Consider the following 19374-nt stretch of genomic DNA (forward strand, 5'->3'; position numbering starts at 1 on the left):
TAGCGCTGGAGTGTGGGCACAATTGGCGTGACTGTGCGGGGCTGGCTGGCATCGCCCAACGGATGGGGAGGCAGGAACGACGGTGGCGGAACGTAGCACGGCTGCTGTCGACGTGGCCGACAACAGTGGCGACAAGCCGCTGGCCGCGAAGGCGGACGAGGCCACGAGCGACGGTGCGGCAGAAGCTCAGGATTCAACGGGCACAGGCCCTCAGGACGCGGAGGGTGAGCAGGGCGGCTCCGAAGCCGCTGTGCCGACCCCTGATCTGCACAGCGGTCACAAGCTTGCCGGGCGCTACCGGCTCGAGGAGTGCGTCACCCGTCTGGACGGGTTCAGCAGTTGGCGTGCCGTCGACGAGAAACTGCGCCGCGCGGTGGGCGTACACCTCCTGCCCGCAGACCATCCGCGGGCCCGCTCCGTGCTGGCCGCGGCCCGTTCCTCCGCACTGCTCGGCGACCCCCGCTTCGTGCAGGTCCTCGACGCCGTGGAGGAGAACGATCTCGTCTACGTCGTCCACGAGTGGCTTCCCGACGCCACCGAGCTAACCGCCCTTCTGGGCGCGGGGCCGATGGATGCCCACGACGCGTACCAGCTCGTCACTCAGATCTCCCAGGCCATGGCGGCCGCACATCGTGAGGGCCTGGCCCATCTGAGGCTCACGCCCGGAGCGGTGCTGCGCAGTTCCTCGGGCCAGTACCGAATCCGCGGTCTCGCCGTGAACGCCGCACTGCGCGGGATCACTTCCGAGGGACCCCAGCGCGCCGACACCGAGGCGATCGGTGCCCTTCTGTACGCCGCGCTGACCCAGCGCTGGCCGTACGAGAGCGATGCCTACGGCCTCACCGGGCTGCCCAAGGGCGTGGGGCTGATCGCACCCGACCAGGTCCGGGCCGGAGTCCACCGCGGTCTCTCCGAGATCGCCATGCGCGCCCTCGCCAACGACGGAGCCACGGCTTCCCGCCAGGAACAGCCGTGCACCACCCCGGACGAGCTCGCCAAGGCCGTCGCGGCGATGCCTCGCATCCGCCCGCCCGAGCCCACCTTCACCGCACCGCCCGAGTACCAGCGGACCACGTACCAGCAGGGCACCTACGGGCGCCCGGCCGGGCCGGGGGCCGGGGTCACCCAGCCTGTCGCCGCACCTCCCGCCCCACTTCAGAGCCGCACCGGGAAGGCTCTCAAATGGGCGGTGTCCGCGCTGCTCATCGCCGCGCTGGGTCTCGGCAGCTGGCAGCTCGCGGAGACACTCCTCGACCGCGACAAGAGCTCGGACGACCCAGGGACCACCCAGACCAATCCGGAGAACGGCGACCACAAGCCGGTCGTGGAGAGCAAGCCGGTCCCCATCCTCGAGGCTCGGGACTACGACCCGCTCGGCGACGGGTCCGAGAAGCCTCAGAGCATAAAGAATCTCTACGACGGGGACGCGGCAACCTACTGGAACACCGACGGCTACTTCACCGCCGACTTCGGCAAACTGAAGGAGGGCGTCGGGGTCGTGCTCGACCTGGGCAAGGTGCAGCAGGTCAGCGCGGTGGACGTGACCTTCCTGGGGGGCACCACGTCGGCCGAGTTGCGGACCACCACCAGTTCCGAGGTGCCGAGCAGGCCCACCGACTTCACTAAGGTCGCTCACGGTTCTGGAACGAAGGTGGCACTCAAGCCTGGCGAACCCGTCCAGGCGCGGTACCTTCTGGTCTGGCTCACCGAACTGCCACAGAGCGACACAGGGAACTTCCGGGGCAAGATCTCAGACATCAAGGTCACAAGCTGACGGCACCAAGGGAGGGGGCTCACCGTTGGACGACACCAGTTTCGCCGACACGTCCGACCAGGATCTTCTGGCCAGCCACGTAGCCGGTGAACCGGACGCCTTCGGTGAGCTCGTACGACGTCATCGCGACCGGCTGTGGGCCGTGGCGCTGCGGACCCTGGGGGACCGCGAGGAAGCGGCCGATGCCGTGCAGGATGCCCTGGTCTCCGCCTTCCGCGCCGCCCATACCTTCCGTGGCCAGTCCGCCGTCACCACCTGGCTGCACCGCATCACGGTCAACGCCTGCCTCGACCGCATCCGTAAAGCCTCTTCCAGGAAGACCGCACCGGTCGACGACCCCGAGCGGTTCGACCAGCTCCTGGAGCCACACGAGTCCGCGGAGGCGCCGGCCGAACGTCAGGATCTCCACCGCGAGCTCCTCGCGGCCCTGGGCACCCTTCCCGCCGAACAGCGCGCCGCCCTTGTCCTCGTCGATATGCAGGGATACCCGGTGGCGGAGGCAGCCCGCATCCTTGATGTGCCGGTCGGCACCGTAAAGAGCCGCTGCGCGCGGGGACGCGCCAGGCTGGCCCCTCAGCTCGCTCACCTCCGCAACGGGAACCATGGCAATGAGGGGCCGCGGGCGGAAGGGAACCGGACGCCGAGAGCATCCGTCCCACCGGCGGCGGGACCAAGAGACGTAGGCACGAGCGATCCAGCAGCAGCGAAGGGCGGAGGTGGACGCGCATGACACCGACGACCGATACAACCCGGCACCCGGACGTCTCGGAGATCTCCGACCTCACCGAGGGGCTGCTCTCTGCCTCCGACGCGGCTGACGTCCAGCGCCATCTGGCCGACTGTGAGCTCTGCGCCGATGTCCATGCCTCGCTGGAGGAGATCCGCAGTCTGCTCGGCGCCCTGCCCGCCCCGGAGCCCATGCCGTCCGACATCGCGGATCGCATCGGCGCCGCGCTCGCCGAGGAGGCCCGCTCCGCCCGCGAGGTGCCGGAGGCTGCCGATGTTTCACGTGAAACCGCGTCTGCGTCAACGTCCCCGGAGCCGGCGGACCGCCCCGCCGGACACTCACGTGCGGCGACAGGACCCGGCCGTCGCCCTGCGCGGCGACGCCGGCGCGCAGCCGTGCTCGGCGCCGCTCTCGGAGCTGCCGTGGTCGGTGCGAGCATCTTCCTGCTGCAGAACGTCCAGCTCACCGGGAACAGCTCCGACAGCAGCGCCATGGACCGCGGAGCTGCTCTGTCCAAGTCCGCCTCGGGGACCTTCTCGCCGTCCACACTGGAAGGGCGGGTGCAGAGCCTCCTGGGCTCCCGTACGGACACTGCCAGCCCCCACGATTCCAGCGGCAAGGAACAGGACCCTTCCGCGGACACGAAGTCCTCGCCCGAATCGCAGTCCTCTGCGGATTCCGCGTCTCCTCAATCCGCGTCACCCGAGAACCCGCTCCGCGCCCCCACCGTGGCCGTCCCGTCCTGTATCGAGCGGGGCATCGGGCGGAACACCCCCGCCCTTGCCCTGCAGCGAGGCACCTACGAAGGCACCGCCGCCTACCTCGTCGTCCTGCCCCATCCGTCGGACACCAGCAAGGTCCAGGCCTACGTCGTCGACGCGGCCTGTGTCGGTGCCGAGCCCGCGGCCAAGGGGAAGCTCCTACTGACGCACGCCTACGCGCGCCCCTGAGAATCCCGCCCGATGCCGCCCCGGCACGTCGGGAATGCATCCCCCGTAGGATCCGTTGGGTGGGGTGAGAGTCGTTGAACCGACCCCAGTAGGCGTGGACAGTAGGCAGTCTGCAGAGACGAGGAAGAAACCCGTGAGCGACGTGCGTAATGTGATCATCATCGGCTCCGGCCCGGCGGGCTACACAGCCGCCCTGTACACCGCGCGCGCCTCGCTGAAGCCGCTGGTGTTCGAGGGCGCCGTCACCGCCGGTGGCGCGTTGATGAACACCACTGACGTGGAGAACTTCCCCGGTTTCCAGGACGGGATCATGGGCCCCGAGCTCATGGACAACATGCGCGCCCAGGCCGAGCGCTTCGGTGCCGAGCTCGTTCCGGACGACGTGGTCTCCGTGGACCTCACCGGTGACATCAAGACCGTCACCGACACCGCCGGCACGGTTCACCGCGCCAAGGCGGTCATCGTCACCACCGGCTCGCAGCACCGCAAGCTCGGCCTGCCCAACGAGGACGCCCTCTCCGGACGTGGCGTCTCCTGGTGTGCGACCTGCGACGGGTTCTTCTTCAAGGACCAGGACATCGCCGTGATCGGCGGCGGCGACACCGCGATGGAAGAGGCCACGTTCCTCTCCCGTTTCGCCAAGTCGGTCACCATCGTCCATCGCCGCGACTCCCTGCGCGCCTCCAAGGCCATGCAGGACCGCGCGTTCGCCGACCCGAAGATCAAGTTCGCATGGGACAGCGAGGTCGCCGGTGTGCACGGCGAGCAGAAGCTCTCCGGTCTGACCCTGCGGAACACCAAGACCGGTGAGACGTCCGAGCTCCCCGTGACCGGCCTGTTCATCGCCGTGGGCCACGACCCGCGCACCGAGCTCTTCAAGGGCCAGCTCGACCTCGACGACGAGGGCTACCTCAAGGTCGCCGCCCCTTCGACGCGCACCAACCTCACCGGTGTCTTCGGTGCCGGCGACGTCGTCGACCACACCTACCGGCAGGCCATCACCGCTGCCGGCACCGGATGCTCCGCCGCCCTCGACGCCGAGCGCTTCCTGGCCGCGCTCGCCGACGACGAGAAGGCCGCTGCAGCCACCGTCTGATCCACGCCTCAACCCACACCCCGCGAAGTTAAGGAGGCCGCCGTGGCCGGCGCCCTGAAGAACGTAACCGACGACTCGTTCGACGAGGTCGTCCTGAAGAGCGACAAGCCCGTGCTGGTGGACTTCTGGGCTGCCTGGTGCGGCCCGTGCCGTCAGATCGCCCCCTCTCTGGAGGCCATCGCGGCCGAGCACGGCGAGATCGAGATCGTCAAGCTCAACATCGACGAGAACCCGGCCACCGCTGCGAAGTACGGCGTCATGTCCATCCCGACGCTGAACGTCTATCAGGGTGGCGAGGTCGCCAAGACCATCGTCGGGGCCAAGCCGAAGGCCGCGATCCTCCGTGACCTCGAAGGCTTCATCACCGAATAAGGCAGGACGGCAGTCCCGCTGTTTCACGTGAAACATGAAACGTGAGAAGTGAAATGCGAAACGGGCCCATCCCTTGAGGGATGGGCCCGTTTCGCGTTTCTGGCCACGCACCGCTCACAGCGGCCGCAGCGCTGGTTCCTTCTGTACGGCCCCCAGCAATCGGTCCAGTGCCATCTCGACGTCTTCCTTCCACGAAAGCGTCGTGCGCAGCTCCAGCCTCAGCCTCGGGTGCACGGGATGGGGCCGGACAGTCTTGAATCCCACCGCCAGCAAGTGATCCGCCGGCAGCAGGCAAGCGGGTTCCTTCCACCAGGCGTCCCCAAAGGCTTCGATCGCCTTGAATCCTCGACGAAGCAGGTCCTTGGCAACCGTCTGCACCATCGCCCGGCCCAGTCCTTGCCCCTGGTAACCCGGAAGGATCAGAGCAGTCATCAGCTGAACCGCATCGGGGGAGACAGGACTCGTCGGAAACGCCGTCGCTCTCGGGACGTAGGCGGGCGGGGCGTAGAGCACGAAGCCGACCGGCACGTCGTCTACATAGACCACACGGCCACAGGATCCCCACTCCAGCAGAACAGCGGAGATCCAGGCTTCCTTCTCCTGCTCGGCCCTACCGTCCTTGACCGCGGCATCACCACGCACCGCATCGAGTTCCCAGAACACACACGAGCGGCAGCGCTGGGGGAGATCAGACAGGTTGTCCAGCGTGAGCGGTACGAGCCGACGCCCCATGAAGGTCGTTCCTCATTTCCCTCACCCGCCGCATCACGCGACGGCCGGTGCACTCCGATCACGGAGGTGGATCAATTTGGATGTGCTCTACCAGAACGCATCGTATCGACCAGGGGATCAAGTCGACACCGTGAGAAGGCAAAGGGCGGGACGCCATCCGTGGAAAGCAAAAGGCGGGCTGTCCCCCGTCACCCACCGGAAGACAGCCCGCCACTCACCACTCCGAATGTCAGCCCTTGTCGCCCTCAGTCGTCTCCTCAGAGGGAGCCGCTTCCTCCGAAGGAGCACGGTCCAGAACGCGGCCCTCACCCGGCGCGAGACTGCCGAGAATGCGGTCCAGATCCTCCATCGACGCGAACTCGACGACGATCTTTCCCTTCTTCTGCCCAAGGTCGACCTTCACCCTGGTCTCGAACCGGTCGGACAGCCTGGACGCCAGGTCGGTAAGCGCCGGCGACAGCCGGCCGCCGGCCCGGGGCCCCTTGGACTTTGCGGCGCTCGTGGGCCGGGAGCTCATGAGCGTCACGATCTCCTCGACCGCACGCACCGAAAGCCCCTCGGCCACAATGCGATGGGCCAGCTTGTCCTGCTCATCGGAATCGTTCACCGAGAGCAGTGCCCGCGCATGTCCCGCCGACAGGACCCCGGCCGCGACCCTGCGCTGAACCTTCGGCGACAGCCGCAGCAGGCGCAAGGTGTTGGACACCTGCGGCCGCGAACGCCCGATCCGGTCGGCCAGCTGGTCATGGGTGCACTTGAAGTCCTTGAGCAGCTGGTCGTACGCAGCCGCCTCCTCCAAGGGGTTCAGCTGAGCCCGGTGAAGGTTTTCCAGGAGCGCGTCCAGGAGCAGTTTCTCGTCGTCCGTCGCCCGGACGATCGCTGGGATCTGCGTCAGACCGGCCTTACGACAGGCCCTCCAACGCCGCTCACCCATGATGAGCTCAAAGCGCCCGGGCCCCGTCTTCCGCGCAACGACGGGCTGGAGAAGACCGACCTCCTTGATGGAGGTGACCAGCTCGGCAAGTGCGTCCTCGTCGAACTCCTCACGAGGCTGACGAGGGTTCGGCGTGATCGAATCGATGGGCAGCTCGGCGAAGTAAGCCCCGGCCACCTCTGCCGGACCGCCGGTCCCGTCCGACACCGAGACAGGTGCGCTCGGCTCCGGCACCACAGGGCCACCCGAGGTCACCTTCGCGACGGCCACGCCCCGCTCGGACGTCAGTACCGGCCTGGTCCCGGGCGAGGACGTACCCATCCCGGCGGGCGGCATCTGCTTTTCCTGCGGAGCGGCGGGGATCAGGGCACCGAGCCCTCGCCCCAAACCTCTACGACGCTCGCTCACTGGATCCCCTCCGAAGAATTCTGCTGGCTGTTCCGACTGCCCGTGTGGGCGTGCTGGGCCTCGTACTGGATCCCGGCCCCGCGCAGCGCGATCTCACGGGCTGCTTCGAGGTAGGACAGGGACCCGCTCGAACCGGGGTCGTAGGTCAGTACGGTCTGCCCGTAGCTCGGCGCCTCGGAGATGCGCACCGAACGAGGAATGCTGGTCCGCAGCACCTCCTTGCCGAAGTGACTGCGCACCTCCTCCGCCACCTGCGACGCGAGCCTGGTCCTGCCGTCGTACATGGTGAGGAGGATCGTCGACACATGGAGATCGGGGTTGAGATGCCCCCGCACCAGGTCGACGTTGCGCAGCAACTGTCCCAGTCCTTCCAGCGCGTAGTACTCGCACTGAATGGGGATCAGCACCTCCGCGCCGGCCACCAAGGCGTTGACCGTCAGCAGGCCGAGCGAGGGCGGGCAGTCGATCAGGATGTAATCGAGCGGCTGCTCGTACGCCTGGATCGCCCGCTGCAGTCGACTCTCCCGCGCCACCAGCGACACCAGCTCGATCTCCGCACCGGCGAGATCGATGGTGGCCGGGGCGCAGAAGAGACCTTCGACATCCGGAACGGGCTGAACCACGTCGGAGAGCGGTTTGCTCTCCACCAGGACGTCATAGATCGAGGGGACTTCGGCATGGTGGTCGATACCCAGGGCCGTAGAGGCGTTCCCCTGCGGGTCAAGGTCGACCACCAGAACACGTGCACCATGCAGTGCAAGTGACGCGGCAAGGTTGACCGTCGAGGTGGTCTTACCCACCCCGCCCTTCTGGTTGGCCACCACCATGACCCGCGTCTGGTCAGGCCGCGGCAGACCCTCGCCGGCACGGCCAAGGGCCTCCACCGCCAGCTGGGCCGCACGACCGATGGGTGTGTCATCCATCGGCGGCGGTGTTTCACGTGAAACACCGTCCCCCGCCGATTCGGTTCGGGGACCGGGGACCGGATCGGTCATCGGTCCCGCGATGTTGGCGTCGGACCGCAAGGATTCACTCTCCTCGACTTCAGGCTCGCAATGAGCAGAGCCTGCCATGGTTTCGGGGTCGTGAACCAGCGAGGCCCGCTCTTCTGTGGATGAATCCACTTCTGTGGACAACTCCGTAGCCCTAACGGGCCTGCGATGGCGAGGGGCGGCAGCCGCACGACCGCGGCCGATGATTCCATGCAGCAGAGAGCGACGTTTCACGTGAAACACGATGCCCCTGCAGCGTAGCTACAGGGGCACGACACTCCGCGCGGGGTACGCACAGCTCTTTGACTGACACATGACCGAGATCGGGATCAAACGGTAGGTAACAGTCAGATGCTCAGCGTAATCACGCTACTCAGCGACGACGACGTGTGCGACTTACCCTCGCGGCCTTGGCTCGCTTTGCGGCGAACCTCACACCACCCGGACTCTCGCCCACCACCACGCGCACCACGGTGGACATCGGATCGACGACGCCTTCGCCCACGTGGAGCACCTCGGTCTCCACGACCCCGAGCTTACTGAGGGCCGCTCGCGCGCCGTTGATCTCCTCCTCGGCGGTATCGCCCTTCAGAGCCAGCATCTCCCCGTACGGGCGGAGCAGGGGCACTCCCCAGCCCGCCAGGCGATCGAGCGGAGCCACCGCCCGAGCCGTGACCACATGCACCGGCTGGAGCGTGCCCAAGACCTCCTCGGCCCGGCCACGGACGACCGTCACGTGTTCCAGTCCCAGAAGCTCGACAACCTCCTGGAGAAAGTTCGTCCGCCGCAGCAACGGCTCAAGCAGGGTGATCTTCAGATCCGGGCGCACCAGTGCCAGCGGAATGCCCGGAAGGCCGGCACCCGAACCCACGTCGCAGACCGTGACGCCCTCGGGAACGACCTCGGAGAGCACCGCACAGTTCAGCAGATGCCTCTCCCACAGACGCGGGACCTCACGCGGACCGATCAGCCCTCGCTTGACCCCCGCATCGGCCAGCAGTTCTGCGTACCGGACGGCCTCGGGATAGCACTCTCCGAACACCTCCCGGGCCTCGTCGGGCGCCTGGGGAAGCGCTACTTCCTCCGTCACGGGAACCGTCCTTCCATACCGCATCCGCACCATGGGTGGCTGACTATCAGGCTGACAAAGATCGGCCCCGTCTGCGAACAGACGGGGCCGACAGGAGAGGGTCCGGTCAGGCCGGAAGGACGACGACGAAGCGCTGCGGCTCCTCGCCCTCCGATTCGCTGCGCAGACCCGCGGCCGCGACCGCATCGTGCACAACCTTGCGCTCGAACGGCGTCATCGGGTCCAGCTTCACCGGCTCACCAGTGCTCTTGACCTCGTCCGCGGCCTTGGCACCCAGCTCGGCAAGCTCCGTGCGCTTCTTGGCCCGGAAACCGCCGATGTCCAGCATCAGACGGCTCCGGTCGCCGGTCTCCCGGTGCACGGCCAGCCGCGTCAGCTCCTGAAGTGCCTCCAGCACCTCGCCGTCGCGACCCACGAGCTTCTGCAGTTCACGTGCCGAATCGCTGATGATCGAGACCGCGGCCCGGTCCGCCTCGACGTCCATGTCGATGTCGCCGTCCAGGTCGGCGATGTCGAGCAGGCCCTCGAGGTAGTCCGCTGCGATCTCCCCTTCCTGCTCGAGACGGGTCAAGGTGTCGCTGCCCTCAGCGGCCGTGGAGGTGGTGCCTTCCGTCACGGATGGACTCCTTCTTACTTCTTGGACGGGTGCTTGGGCCGCTGCGGGCCCTTGCGCTGTCCGGACTTGGCTTGGCGTGAGGAGCCGGACGCGGGCTTGCCCGCCGGCTTGGACTTGTCGTCCTGCGGTGCGCTCTTCTGCAGGGAGGTCTTGGGCTCGGACTCGGACTCGCTGGAGTCGGTGTCCTTGGTCCCGGTCGGGTGGCCGGCTGTGGTCTGGCGCTTCGCCTTCGTCTGGCGCTTGGGCTGCTGGCGCCGCTGTGCGGCTCCGCCCTCGGCCTCGGCCACGGCAGTATCGCTCTTGGCCACCGTGCCGTCCTCCTGCGGGGCCAGGCCGAGCTTGGCCAGTCCCGTGACGAACTTCCGCTCGATGTCGTTGCGGTCCGGCCCCTTGGCGAAGATCCGCTTGACCGTGTTGCGCCGGGTCCGGCCCCGCACCTCACCGTGTGCGGTGACGCTCTTCAGGAGACGGCCGAGGTACTGCTCCTGCGCCTTGCTGCCCGGGGTCGGGTTCTGGTTGATCACGTACATCTGCTGACCCATGGTCCAGACGTTCGTGGTCAGCCAGTAGACGAGGACACCGACGGGGAAGTTGATACCCATGACGGCGAAGATCAGCGGGAAGATGTACATGAGCATCTTCTGCTGCTGCATGTACGGCGTCTTGACCGTGAGGTCGACGTTCTTCGTCATCAGCTGGCGCTGCGTGAAGAACTGCGAGGCCGACATCATCACGATCATGACCGCGGTGACGACCCGGACATCCACGAGCGAGGCACCGAGCGCCTGGACCTTCTCGGCGCTGTCCATGAACTTGGCAGCCAGCGGAGCACCGAAGATGTGTGCCTGACGAGCGCTGTCCAGCAGCGACTGGTCGATGACCCCGATCTTCTTGTTCGACGCGATGGCCGAGAGCACGTGGTACAGGGCGAAGAAGAACGGAGACTGCGCCAGGATGGGAAGGCACGAGGAGAGCGGGTTGGTACCCGTCTCCTTGTACAGCTTCATCATCTCTTCGGACTGACGCTGCTTGTCGCTCTTGTAGCGCTCCTGGATCGCCTTCATCTTCGGCTGGAGCACCTGCATGTTCCGCGTCGACTTGATCTGCTTGACGAACAGCGGGATCAGACAGATACGGATGAGCACCACGAGGGACACGATGGACAGACCCCAGGCCCATCCCGTGTCAGGGCCGAAGATGGCCCCGTACAGCTTGTGGAACTGGACGATGACCCAGGAAACAGGCCACGTGATGAAGCTGAACAGACTGGCAATCGTGTCCACTAATCAGGCTCCTTGAGCATTGGGCGAAGTCTCTGCGGCCGAGCTCGGGAGATCGGTGGCCGACCTCCCGGGAGGCACGTCAGCGGCGGAGTCCCCGCCCTTGCTGCCGCGCACGGCACTACGCAGCAGTTCGTGCCAACGCGGACGTTTGCGTGGTGGAACGTGATCCACGCCGCCGGGTGACCACGGATTGCATCGCAGGATGCGCCAGGCTGTCAGCGCCGTTCCCTTGATCGCTCCGTGCCGGTCGATCGCCGTATATCCATAGTGGGAACACGACGGGTAGTAACGGCAGACAGGCCCGAGAAGTGGGCTGATCGTCCACTGGTACAGCTTGATGAGAGCCAGCAGCGGGTACTTCATCGCGCGCCCCCTCCCAGCAGCCGCTGCAAGGCGGCATCCAGGTCTCGGGCCAGCTGTTCATGGTCGGCGTCACCCGAACCGGGCAACGCACGTACGACAACCAGGCTACCGGGGGGCAGCAGGGCAAGCCGTTCGCGGACCAGATGGCGAAGCCTTCGCTTCACCGCTGTGCGGACGACCGCGCCACCCACTGCTTTGCTGACAACGAAACCCGCACGCGGCGGGGGAGCAGTCTCCCCAGTCACGTGCGGGTCCGTTGAACCGCTGCGTAGATGGACGACGAGTAGAGGGCGACCGGCCCTGCGTCCTCGTCGTACCGCGGTCGCGAAGTCCTCGCGCCGCCTCAGCCGATTCTCGGTAGGCAGCACGTCATGACGACCTGTACGCGATCAGGCGGACAGGCTGGCGCGGCCCTTGCCACGGCGGGTCGCGAGAATCGCGCGGCCGGCACGGGTCCGCATACGCAGACGGAAGCCGTGGGTCTTCGCGCGGCGGCGGTTGTTCGGCTGGAAGGTGCGCTTGCTCACTCGGGGGCTCCAGTAATGATCGTGTGTTGGCGGGACATCGCCTGGCTGTCACCGTGCGCCCACGAGAGACTCGCGTAAACGCCCTAGTTGCACCGCTTCACAATCACAGATCGTGATCTTTGCCCATCGGAGGCAGGCGGCAGCAGCCATCGACAACTCGACCTGGTCACGGTACGCGCGGCTACGCCATCCGGTCAAACCGACCCTGTCGGGCCCCCCATTGTGCACAGCCTGTGGACAACGACTTGAACCGCACGGGTCGGCCCGCCTACCGTGGCTGAACCCCGGTTCTTTTTCTTCCCGCCTGCCGGTCCTCACCCATCCCGACCCATACGTCCCGAGAAACACACATTCGTGGGACCAGCGAGAGAGCGTGCCTTGTGGCTGATGTACCTGCCGATCTTGCCGCAGTGTGGCCACGCGTGCTGGAGCAACTCCTCGGGGAGGGCCAGCAGGGCATCGAGCCGAAGGACAAGCAGTGGATCGAGCGCTGCCAGCCGCTCGCCCTGGTCGCCGACACGGCACTGCTCGCCGTCCCCAATGAATGGGGCAAGCGCGTCCTGGAGGGCAGGCTCGCCCCGCTCATCAGCGAGACGCTGAGCCGGGAGTGCGGCCGGCCGATCCGGATCGCGATCACGGTCGACGACTCCGTCGGCGAGCCGCCGAACTCGCCGGCGCCCCCGATGCACCAGTCCCAGCAGCCGCAGCAGCACCGGTACCAGGGGCCTCAGCACGACGAGCGCCAGCACAACGACGCCTACGACGGTTACGGCCACCGGCCCTCGGACGACGGCATGCCGACGGCCCGGCCCGCGTACCCCGACTACCAGCAGCAGCGCCCCGAGCCCGGCGCCTGGCCGCGCACCCAGGAGGACCTCTCCTGGCAGCAGCCGCGGCTCGGCGGATTCCAGGACCGCGATCCGTCGGCCGATCAGTGGCGCGAGCCGTACGGGGGCGGACGCCCCCAGCAGCCGCAGCACGACTACCGTCCGCAGCCGCCCGAGCGCCAGGGGTACGAGTCCCAGCGCTCCGAGCGCCACGACATGCAGGAGCCTCAGCACCGGCAGGGCGGCGGGACCGGCCGGCCCGGCGGTGGCACCGGCCCGATGGGCGCCCAGCCCTCTCCGGCGCCCGGCCCCGGTGAACCCCACGCCCGGCTGAACCCGAAGTACCTCTTCGACACCTTCGTCATCGGGGCGTCGAACCGGTTCGCGCACGCCGCGGCCGTCGCCGTCGCCGAAGCGCCCGCGAAGGCGTACAACCCCCTCTTCATCTACGGGGAGTCAGGGCTCGGCAAGACCCACCTGCTGCATGCCATCGGGCATTACGCCCGGAGCCTCTACCCGGGTACCCGGGTGCGGTACGTGAGCTCCGAGGAGTTCACCAACGAGTTCATCAACTCGATCCGCGACGGCAAGGGCGACACCTTCCGCAAGCGCTACCGCGATGTCGACATCCTCCTGGTCGACGACATCCAGTTCCTGGCGAGCAAGGAGTCGACGCAGGAGGAGTTCTTCCACACCTTCAATACGCTCCACAACGCCAACAAGCAGATCGTGCTGTCCTCGGACCGCCCGCCCAAGCAGCTGGTGACCCTGGAGGACCGGCTGCGGAATCGTTTCGAGTGGGGCCTGACCACCGATGTGCAGCCTCCGGAGCTGGAGACGCGCATCGCGATCCTGCGCAAGAAGGCAGTGCAGGAGCAGCTCAACGCTCCGCCGGAGGTCCTGGAGTTCATCGCCTCCCGTATCTCCCGCAACATCCGTGAGCTGGAGGGCGCTCTCATCCGGGTGACGGCCTTCGCCAGCCTCAACCGTCAGCCGGTGGACCTCGGGCTGACCGAGATCGTGCTGAAGGATCTGATCCCGGGCGGCGAGGACTCCGCTCCGGAGATCACGGCGACGGCCATCATGGCGGCGACCGCCGACTACTTCGGTCTCACGGTGGAGGATCTCTGCGGATCCTCGCGCAGCCGGGTGCTGGTGACTGCGCGCCAGATCGCCATGTATCTGTGCCGCGAGCTGACGGACCTGTCGCTGCCCAAGATCGGTGCGCAGTTCGGCGGCCGGGACCATACGACGGTGATGCACGCCGACCGCAAGATCCGCGCTCTGATGGCGGAGCGGCGCTCCATCTACAACCAGGTCACCGAGCTCACCAACCGCATCAAGAACGGCTGACGGACCCTCCCGCACCGTCGCCGGCACACGGCAGGGCACCACCGAGAGGGCGCTCCACGGACTCCCGAAGAGTCTGCGGAGCGCCCTTCCGCGTTCCGCGAGGCGGCTGGAAGGCGGCTCAGGAGGCAGCTCAGGAACCGGTTCAAGATGCGGTTCAGGAGGTGCTCAGGGCCGGCCGTGCGTCGCCGAGAACTGCCGTGAGCGGCACGCAGAACGCTCCACGAGTGGCCCGATCGGCGGTCCGTGACCGTCCCTCAGGGGGCCTCGGCGGGCTCGAGAGGGCTCGCGAGCGGCCTTCCGCCCGTCCGCGCTGTTCGAATACCTGCCGAGTAACGGCCGTTCTCCACAGATCTGGGGAGAATTTTCCCTCCACAGCCTGGGGATTCAAAAGTTGTCCATACTGCTTCCACAGGCACGACAGCCGATACTCCATCAGGCCAGCTCAGGGGCCTGGGGATTTGTGGTCAACAATGATCCACAGCCTGTGGACAAGTTTTTCGTCCACAGGACCCCTCCGGAGTTGTCCACCGGTGGCCCACAGGCCGGCGGCTGTTTTCCCCAGGAAGGGCAGACTTCTCCACACCGCTGTCCACTGTTCGGCAACGCAACACCCGCTTTCACCGCCCCGAGTGAAAGGCGTCACACCAAGAGGGTCGGTTGGGCTGTGGGGAACGCGGGTAAAGCTGGGGACAGCCCTGGGGAGAAACCCCCCTGCCCTGTGCACGGGTTGTGCAGAACTTTCCGGTGTCCACAGAAACACCAGGTTGTCCACCGGTGCCACCCACAGGGTCGGTGGACAAAAAAGTGGGTCTGACCTGCGAAAACGACGTTATCCACCGTTTCCACAGGCCCTACTACTACTGCCACCTATAGTTAGCCCGGAATCCGCTTCGAAGTGGGGCCTGTGCACAACTCGGCGCCGGAGCTCCCCGAACCTCTCGTCGCGACTTGACCCCGAGCAGCACCGAGTGTCGGTGCCGTACGTCAGACTGGTCCCCGGCGTCCTCCCCCCGGCATCGGTGGAGCGACCCGACCAGACGACGAAGGCCAGCAGGGCGAGCGAGCAACAGCAGGAGGCGGTTCCGGTGAAGATCCGGGTGGAGCGCGATGTACTCGCGGAGGCTGTGGCCTGGGTGGCCCGTAGCCTCCCGGCCCGTCCGCCGGCGCCCGTTCTTGCGGGCCTTCTGCTGAAGGCTGAGGACGGAGCCCTCAGCTTCTCGAGCTTCGACTACGAGGTCTCGGCCCGGGTCTCGGTGGACGCCGAGATCGAGGAGGACGGCACGGTGCTCGTCTCCGGCCGGCTGCTCGCCGACATCTGCCGTGCCCTGCCCAACCGGCCGGTGGAGATTTCCACAGACGGTGTACGGGCGACCGTGGCCTGCGGCTCCTCGCGATTCACACTCCACACCCTTCCTGTGGAGGAGTACCCGGCACTCCCGCAGATGCCGACCGCGACCGGCACCGTGCCCGGCGAGGTCTTCGCCTCGGCGGCCGCCCAGGTAGCCATCGCGGCGGGCCGCGACGACACGCTGCCCGTGCTCACCGGTGTGCGCATCGAGATCGAGGGCGACACCGTCACCCTCGCCTCCACCGACCGTTACCGCTTCGCGGTCCGCGAGTTCCTCTGGAAGCCGGAGAACGCCGACGCCTCCGCTGTCGCGCTGGTGCCCGCCAAGACGCTGCTGGACACCGCCAAGGCGCTGACCAGTGGCGACACGGTGACGCTCGCGCTGTCGGGCTCCGGTGCCGGTGAGGGCCTCATCGGTTTCGAGGGCGCGGGGCGGCGTACGACCACCCGACTGCTCGAAGGCGATCTGCCGAAGTACCGCACGCTCTTCCCCACCGAGTTCAACTCGGTCGCGGTCATCGAGACGGCCCCCTTCGTCGAGGCCGTCAAGCGAGTGGCCCTGGTGGCCGAGCGGAACACCCCGGTGCGGCTCAGCTTCGAGCAGGGCGTCCTGATCCTGGAAGCGGGTTCCAGCGACGACGCACAGGCTGTGGAGCGCGTCGACTCCGTGCTGGAGGGCGACGACATCTCGATCGCCTTCAACCCGACCTTCCTGCTCGACGGCCTGAGCGCCATCGACTCCCCGGTCGCCCAGCTCTCCTTCACGACGTCCACCAAGCCCGCGCTGCTCAGCGGCCGGCCCGCCGTGGACGCCGAGGCGGACGATGCGTACAAGTACCTGATCATGCCGGTCCGCCTCTCCGGCTGATCCGGTCACCGGTCCTGCCGACGCTCAAGGAATCGCGGCAGGACCCGACGGGCACGTTCAGCGCCGAGCATGCCCGGCGTCCTGTCCCCTGCCGGGCGTAGGCTCGGTCCTGGGTACGAATCGGCACAACGCTTAAGGAATCTCTGATGGAGCTCGGTCTCGTCGGTCTCGGCAAGATGGGCGGCAACATGCGCGAGCGCATCCGCCGCGCCGGCCACACCGTCATCGGTTACGACCGCAACCCGGACGTCGCCGATGTCCACAGCCTCGAAGAGCTTGTGGGCAAGCTCAAGGGCCCCCGCGTCGTGTGGGTGATGGTCCCGGCCGGTGCCGCGACCCAGTCCACGATCGACGAGCTGGCCGAGCTGCTCTCGCCCGGCGACATCGTCGTGGACGGCGGGAACTCCCGCTGGACCGACGACGAGAAGCACGCGGTCGAGCTGGGCATCAAGGGCATCGGCTTCGTCGACTGCGGAGTCTCCGGCGGCGTCTGGGGCCTGGAGAACGGCTACGCGCTGATGTACGGCGGCGACGCCGGGCACGTCGCGAAGGTCCAGCCGGTCTTCGACGCCCTGAAGCCCGAGGGTGAGTTCGGTTCCGTCCACGCGGGCAAGGTCGGCGCCGGCCACTTCGCGAAGATGGTTCACAACGGCATCGAGTACGCCATGATGCAGGCCTACGCCGAGGGCTGGGAGCTCCTGGAGAAGGTCGACTCCGTCACCGACGTGCGCGAGGTCTTCCGCTCCTGGCAGGAGGGCACGGTCATCCGTTCCTGGCTGCTCGACCTGGCGGTCAACGCGCTGGACGACGACGAGCACCTGGACCAGCTCCGTGGCTTCGCCGCCGACTCCGGCGAGGGCCGCTGGACGGTGGAGGCCGCGATCGACAACGCCGTGCCGCTGCCCGCGATCACCGCGTCGCTCTTCGCGCGCTTCGCCTCGCGCCAGGACGACTCCCCGCAGATGAAGATGATCGCCGCGCTGCGCAACCAGTTCGGCGGCCACGCGGTCGAGAACAAGAAGTAGCGGTCGAGAACGACAAGAAGTAGCGGCCGAGCTCAAGCAGCAGCCGCAACGAGGTGCGGGCCGGACCGGGCGGTCCGTCCCGCACTACGGAGCACGGAGCAGGAAGCCGGGAAGGTCGGCGTACACCATGCATGTCACGCATCTGTCGCTGGCCGACTTCCGCTCGTACGCCCGGGTCGAGGTGCCTCTCGACCCGGGCGTCACCGCGTTCGTGGGGGCCAACGGCCAGGGCAAGACCAACCTCGTCGAGGCCGTCGGCTATCTCGCGACGCTCGGCAGCCACCGCGTCTCCTCCGACGCGCCCCTGGTGCGCATGGGCGCCGACAGGGCCGTCATCAGGGCGGCCGTCACCCAGGGCGAGCGGTCCCAGCTGGTCGAGCTGGAGCTGAATCCGGGCAAGGCCAACCGCGCCCGGATCAATAGGTCCTCGCAGGTCAGGCCCCGTGACGTGCTGGGGATAGTGCGCACAGTGCTGTTCGCGCCGGAGGATCTGGCGCTGGTCAAGGGCGACCCCGGCGAGCGCCGGCGGTTCCTCGACGAGCTGGTCACGGCACGTTCACCGCGGATGGCCGGGGTGCGCTCCGACTACGAACGGGTGCTGAAACAGCGCAACACGCTGCTGAAGTCCGCGGCGATGGCACGCAGGCACGGCGGGCGCTCCATGGACCTGTCGACGCTCGACGTGTGGGACCAGCATCTGGGCCGGGTGGGTGCCGAACTGCTGGCGCAGCGGCTGGACCTGATCGCGACGCTTCAGCCCCTGGCCGACAAGGCCTACGCGGACGTGGCGCCGGGCGGCGGTCCGGTGACGCTGGAGTACCGGAGCTCGGTGGGCGCCGAGGTGGAGCCCGCGCGCACGCGCGACGAGCTGTACGCGCAGTTGATCGCGGCCCTCGCCGAGGTGCGCAAGCAGGAGATCGAGCGGGGCGTGACGCTGGTCGGCCCGCACCGCGACGACCTGGTCCTGGGTCTACGCGGGATGCCGGCCAAGGGGTACGCGAGCCACGGGGAGTCCTGGTCGTACGCGCTGGCCCTGCGGCTGGCCTCGTACGACCTGCTGCGCTCCGAGGGCAACGAACCGGTGCTGGTGCTGGACGACGTCTTCGCCGAGCTGGACGCCCGTCGCCGGGAGCGGCTGGCCGAGCTGGTGGCCCCCGGTGAGCAGGTGCTGGTGACGGCCGCGGTGGACGACGACGTCCCCGGGGTGCTCGCGGGGACGCGGTACGCGGTGTCCGCCGGCGAGGTGGAGCGGCTGTGAGCGGCGACGGGGGCGGCAAGGACCCGGCCGGGGCGGCCGGGGACCCGGTGAAGCAGCCGGAGCCCTCGGGCGTGGACCTGGCGCGGGTGGCCCTGCGCGCGGCGAAGGAGCAGGCGCGGGCGCGCGGTGCGGCCGCGCAGCAGAAGAAGCAGGCCCGGCGGGGCGGCGGGCTGCGTTCCGGCGCGCGGGCGGACGGCCGGGATCCGCTGCCGCTGGGGGCCGCGATCAATCGACTGATCACCGAGCGCGGCTGGGAGACGCCGGCCGCGGTGGGCGGCGTGATGGGCCGTTGGCCGCAGATCGTGGGTGACGATCTCGCCAATCACTGTGTGCCGTTGCGTTACGACGAGGACCCCGATGAGCGGGTGCTGACGGTGCAGTGCGACTCCACGGCGTGGGCGACCCAGCTGAGGCTGCTGGCACCACAGCTCGTGGCCCGGCTCAACGCGGATCTGGGGCACGGCACCGTGAGGCTGATCAAGGTCCTGGGGCCGGGAGGGCCCGCGCGCCGATACGGTCCGCTGCGCGCGCCGGGCAGCACAGGCCCGGGCGACACCTACGGATAACCCTTCCTGACCTGGTCTTTTTCTCCTGAACGACCGCGATCACGGTGCCGGCCGCGAGAGGCCCGAGGCGTGATGTGCCCTCTTTGTCGCCGATGACCTCGATACCCCTGTTGAGGGGGTGCGCGGTGGTTGAAACCGTGCGGCGGGGAGCAGGCGTCCCTCACCGTAGCGGGAGGCTGACAGGCCGAAGCGCTCAATGCCCGTGTGAGCCTCTTGAGGCCCCTTCCCGAATATGGGGAGTCGTCAGGCGCTCATTCAGGGCGGC

General features: G+C 67.8%; 19 protein-coding genes. 10 read left to right on the forward strand and 9 right to left on the reverse strand.

Translation table 11 applies throughout. The features are described 5' to 3' along the window. Window positions 1-82: 82 nt before the first annotated feature. The 5 genes from ACIOEW_RS14720 to trxA all read left to right on the forward strand — a co-directional run bounded on the left by ACIOEW_RS14720 (window position 83) and on the right by trxA (window position 4919). A complete protein-coding gene (locus ACIOEW_RS14720; RefSeq protein ID WP_362540029.1) occupies window positions 83-1774 on the forward strand; it encodes a serine/threonine protein kinase in 1692 nt (563 codons plus the stop codon). A 25-nt stretch (window positions 1775-1799) separates the two neighbouring features. Continuing rightward, the gene (gene sigM, locus ACIOEW_RS14725) at window positions 1800-2504 is read left to right on the forward strand and encodes an RNA polymerase sigma factor SigM (protein ID WP_401964094.1); all 705 of its coding nucleotides are present in this window, start codon (window positions 1800-1802) and stop codon (window positions 2502-2504) included. After that, window positions 2501-3451 (forward strand): anti-sigma factor family protein, encoded by a 951-nt coding sequence (locus tag ACIOEW_RS14730; RefSeq protein WP_401964096.1) that lies wholly within the window; start codon window positions 2501-2503, stop codon window positions 3449-3451. Before sigM ends, ACIOEW_RS14730 begins: the two co-directional genes overlap by 4 nt. A gap of 133 nt (window positions 3452-3584) precedes the next feature. Then, on the forward strand, window positions 3585-4547 hold the full coding sequence (gene trxB / locus ACIOEW_RS14735) for a thioredoxin-disulfide reductase (RefSeq protein ID WP_401964098.1): 963 nt from the start codon (window positions 3585-3587) through the stop codon (window positions 4545-4547). A 42-nt stretch (window positions 4548-4589) separates the two neighbouring features. After that, window positions 4590-4919 carry a thioredoxin gene (trxA, locus tag ACIOEW_RS14740; protein WP_219569130.1) on the forward strand — a complete coding sequence of 110 codons (330 nt, stop codon included), beginning with the start codon at window positions 4590-4592 and terminating at the stop codon, window positions 4917-4919. A 114-nt stretch (window positions 4920-5033) separates the two neighbouring features. On the opposite strand, the gene ACIOEW_RS14745 is transcribed toward trxA, so the two are convergent. From ACIOEW_RS14745 to rpmH, 9 genes are all read right to left on the reverse strand, one after another. Continuing rightward, entirely contained in the window at window positions 5034-5651 is a 618-nt protein-coding gene (locus ACIOEW_RS14745) for a GNAT family N-acetyltransferase (protein WP_401964100.1), read from the reverse strand. A 229-nt stretch (window positions 5652-5880) separates the two neighbouring features. After that, a complete protein-coding gene (locus tag ACIOEW_RS14750; protein WP_362540014.1) occupies window positions 5881-6993 on the reverse strand; it encodes a ParB/RepB/Spo0J family partition protein in 1113 nt (370 codons plus the stop codon). After that, entirely contained in the window at window positions 6990-8066 is a 1077-nt protein-coding gene (locus ACIOEW_RS14755; RefSeq protein ID WP_362540585.1) for a ParA family protein, read from the reverse strand. The genes ACIOEW_RS14750 and ACIOEW_RS14755 overlap by 4 nt, the downstream gene beginning before the upstream one ends. A gap of 292 nt (window positions 8067-8358) precedes the next feature. Continuing rightward, on the reverse strand, window positions 8359-9099 hold the full coding sequence (gene rsmG, locus ACIOEW_RS14760; protein ID WP_401964448.1) for a 16S rRNA (guanine(527)-N(7))-methyltransferase RsmG: 741 nt from the start codon (window positions 9097-9099) through the stop codon (window positions 8359-8361). Window positions 9100-9181: 82 nt separating this feature from the next. Then, entirely contained in the window at window positions 9182-9691 is a 510-nt protein-coding gene (locus ACIOEW_RS14765; protein WP_362540011.1) for a R3H domain-containing nucleic acid-binding protein, read from the reverse strand. Between the two features lie 14 nt (window positions 9692-9705). After that, entirely contained in the window at window positions 9706-10974 is a 1269-nt protein-coding gene (yidC, locus tag ACIOEW_RS14770) for a membrane protein insertase YidC (RefSeq protein WP_362540008.1), read from the reverse strand. Between the two features lie 3 nt (window positions 10975-10977). Further along, window positions 10978-11337, reverse strand: a complete 360-nt coding sequence (yidD, locus tag ACIOEW_RS14775; RefSeq protein WP_362540005.1) for a membrane protein insertion efficiency factor YidD — start codon at window positions 11335-11337, stop codon at window positions 10978-10980. Then, the gene (gene rnpA, locus ACIOEW_RS14780; protein ID WP_362540002.1) at window positions 11334-11705 is read right to left on the reverse strand and encodes a ribonuclease P protein component; all 372 of its coding nucleotides are present in this window, start codon (window positions 11703-11705) and stop codon (window positions 11334-11336) included. The genes yidD and rnpA overlap by 4 nt, the downstream gene beginning before the upstream one ends. A 21-nt stretch (window positions 11706-11726) precedes the next feature. Further along, window positions 11727-11864, reverse strand: coding sequence for a 50S ribosomal protein L34 (gene rpmH / locus ACIOEW_RS14785; protein ID WP_362539999.1), 138 nt, complete (start codon window positions 11862-11864; stop codon window positions 11727-11729). A gap of 380 nt (window positions 11865-12244) precedes the next feature. On the opposite strand from rpmH, the gene dnaA reads away from it, so the two are divergent. The 5 genes from dnaA (at window position 12245) to ACIOEW_RS14810 (ending at window position 19109) form a co-directional block, all read left to right on the forward strand. Next, entirely contained in the window at window positions 12245-14044 is a 1800-nt protein-coding gene (dnaA, locus tag ACIOEW_RS14790; RefSeq protein ID WP_362539996.1) for a chromosomal replication initiator protein DnaA, read from the forward strand. 1085 nt (window positions 14045-15129) lie between these two features. Next, window positions 15130-16260, forward strand: coding sequence for a DNA polymerase III subunit beta (gene dnaN / locus ACIOEW_RS14795; RefSeq protein WP_148022051.1), 1131 nt, complete (start codon window positions 15130-15132; stop codon window positions 16258-16260). Between the two features lie 146 nt (window positions 16261-16406). Then, window positions 16407-17285 (forward strand): phosphogluconate dehydrogenase (NAD(+)-dependent, decarboxylating), encoded by an 879-nt coding sequence (gnd, locus tag ACIOEW_RS14800; RefSeq protein ID WP_362539993.1) that lies wholly within the window; start codon window positions 16407-16409, stop codon window positions 17283-17285. Window positions 17286-17412: 127 nt separating this feature from the next. After that, complete coding sequence (gene recF / locus ACIOEW_RS14805; protein ID WP_350988397.1) at window positions 17413-18543, forward strand: DNA replication/repair protein RecF; 1131 nt, start codon at window positions 17413-17415, stop codon at window positions 18541-18543. After that, window positions 18540-19109 (forward strand): DUF721 domain-containing protein, encoded by a 570-nt coding sequence (locus ACIOEW_RS14810; protein ID WP_401964103.1) that lies wholly within the window; start codon window positions 18540-18542, stop codon window positions 19107-19109. The genes recF and ACIOEW_RS14810 overlap by 4 nt, the downstream gene beginning before the upstream one ends. Window positions 19110-19374: the final 265 nt, after the last annotated feature.

It is taken from the genome of Streptomyces sp. NPDC087901 (assembly GCF_044742205.1).
Taxonomy (GTDB): Bacteria; Actinomycetota; Actinomycetes; order Streptomycetales; family Streptomycetaceae; genus Streptomyces.

What these genes read in the sequence shown, in the direction of transcription:
- gnd (WP_362539993.1), top strand. Translation starts at nt 16,407, where the DNA reads ATGGAGCTCGGTCTCGTCGGTCTCGGCAAGATGGGCGGCAACATGCGC.
- rsmG (WP_401964448.1), bottom strand. Translation starts at nt 9,099, where the DNA reads ATGCGGTATGGAAGGACGGTTCCCGTGACGGAGGAAGTAGCGCTTCCC.
- recF (WP_350988397.1), top strand. Translation starts at nt 17,413, where the DNA reads ATGCATGTCACGCATCTGTCGCTGGCCGACTTCCGCTCGTACGCCCGG.
- ACIOEW_RS14745 (WP_401964100.1), bottom strand. Translation starts at nt 5,651, where the DNA reads ATGGGGCGTCGGCTCGTACCGCTCACGCTGGACAACCTGTCTGATCTC.
- ACIOEW_RS14755 (WP_362540585.1), bottom strand. Translation starts at nt 8,066, where the DNA reads ATGGCAGGCTCTGCTCATTGCGAGCCTGAAGTCGAGGAGAGTGAATCC.
- ACIOEW_RS14730 (WP_401964096.1), top strand. Translation starts at nt 2,501, where the DNA reads ATGACACCGACGACCGATACAACCCGGCACCCGGACGTCTCGGAGATC.
- yidD (WP_362540005.1), bottom strand. Translation starts at nt 11,337, where the DNA reads ATGAAGTACCCGCTGCTGGCTCTCATCAAGCTGTACCAGTGGACGATC.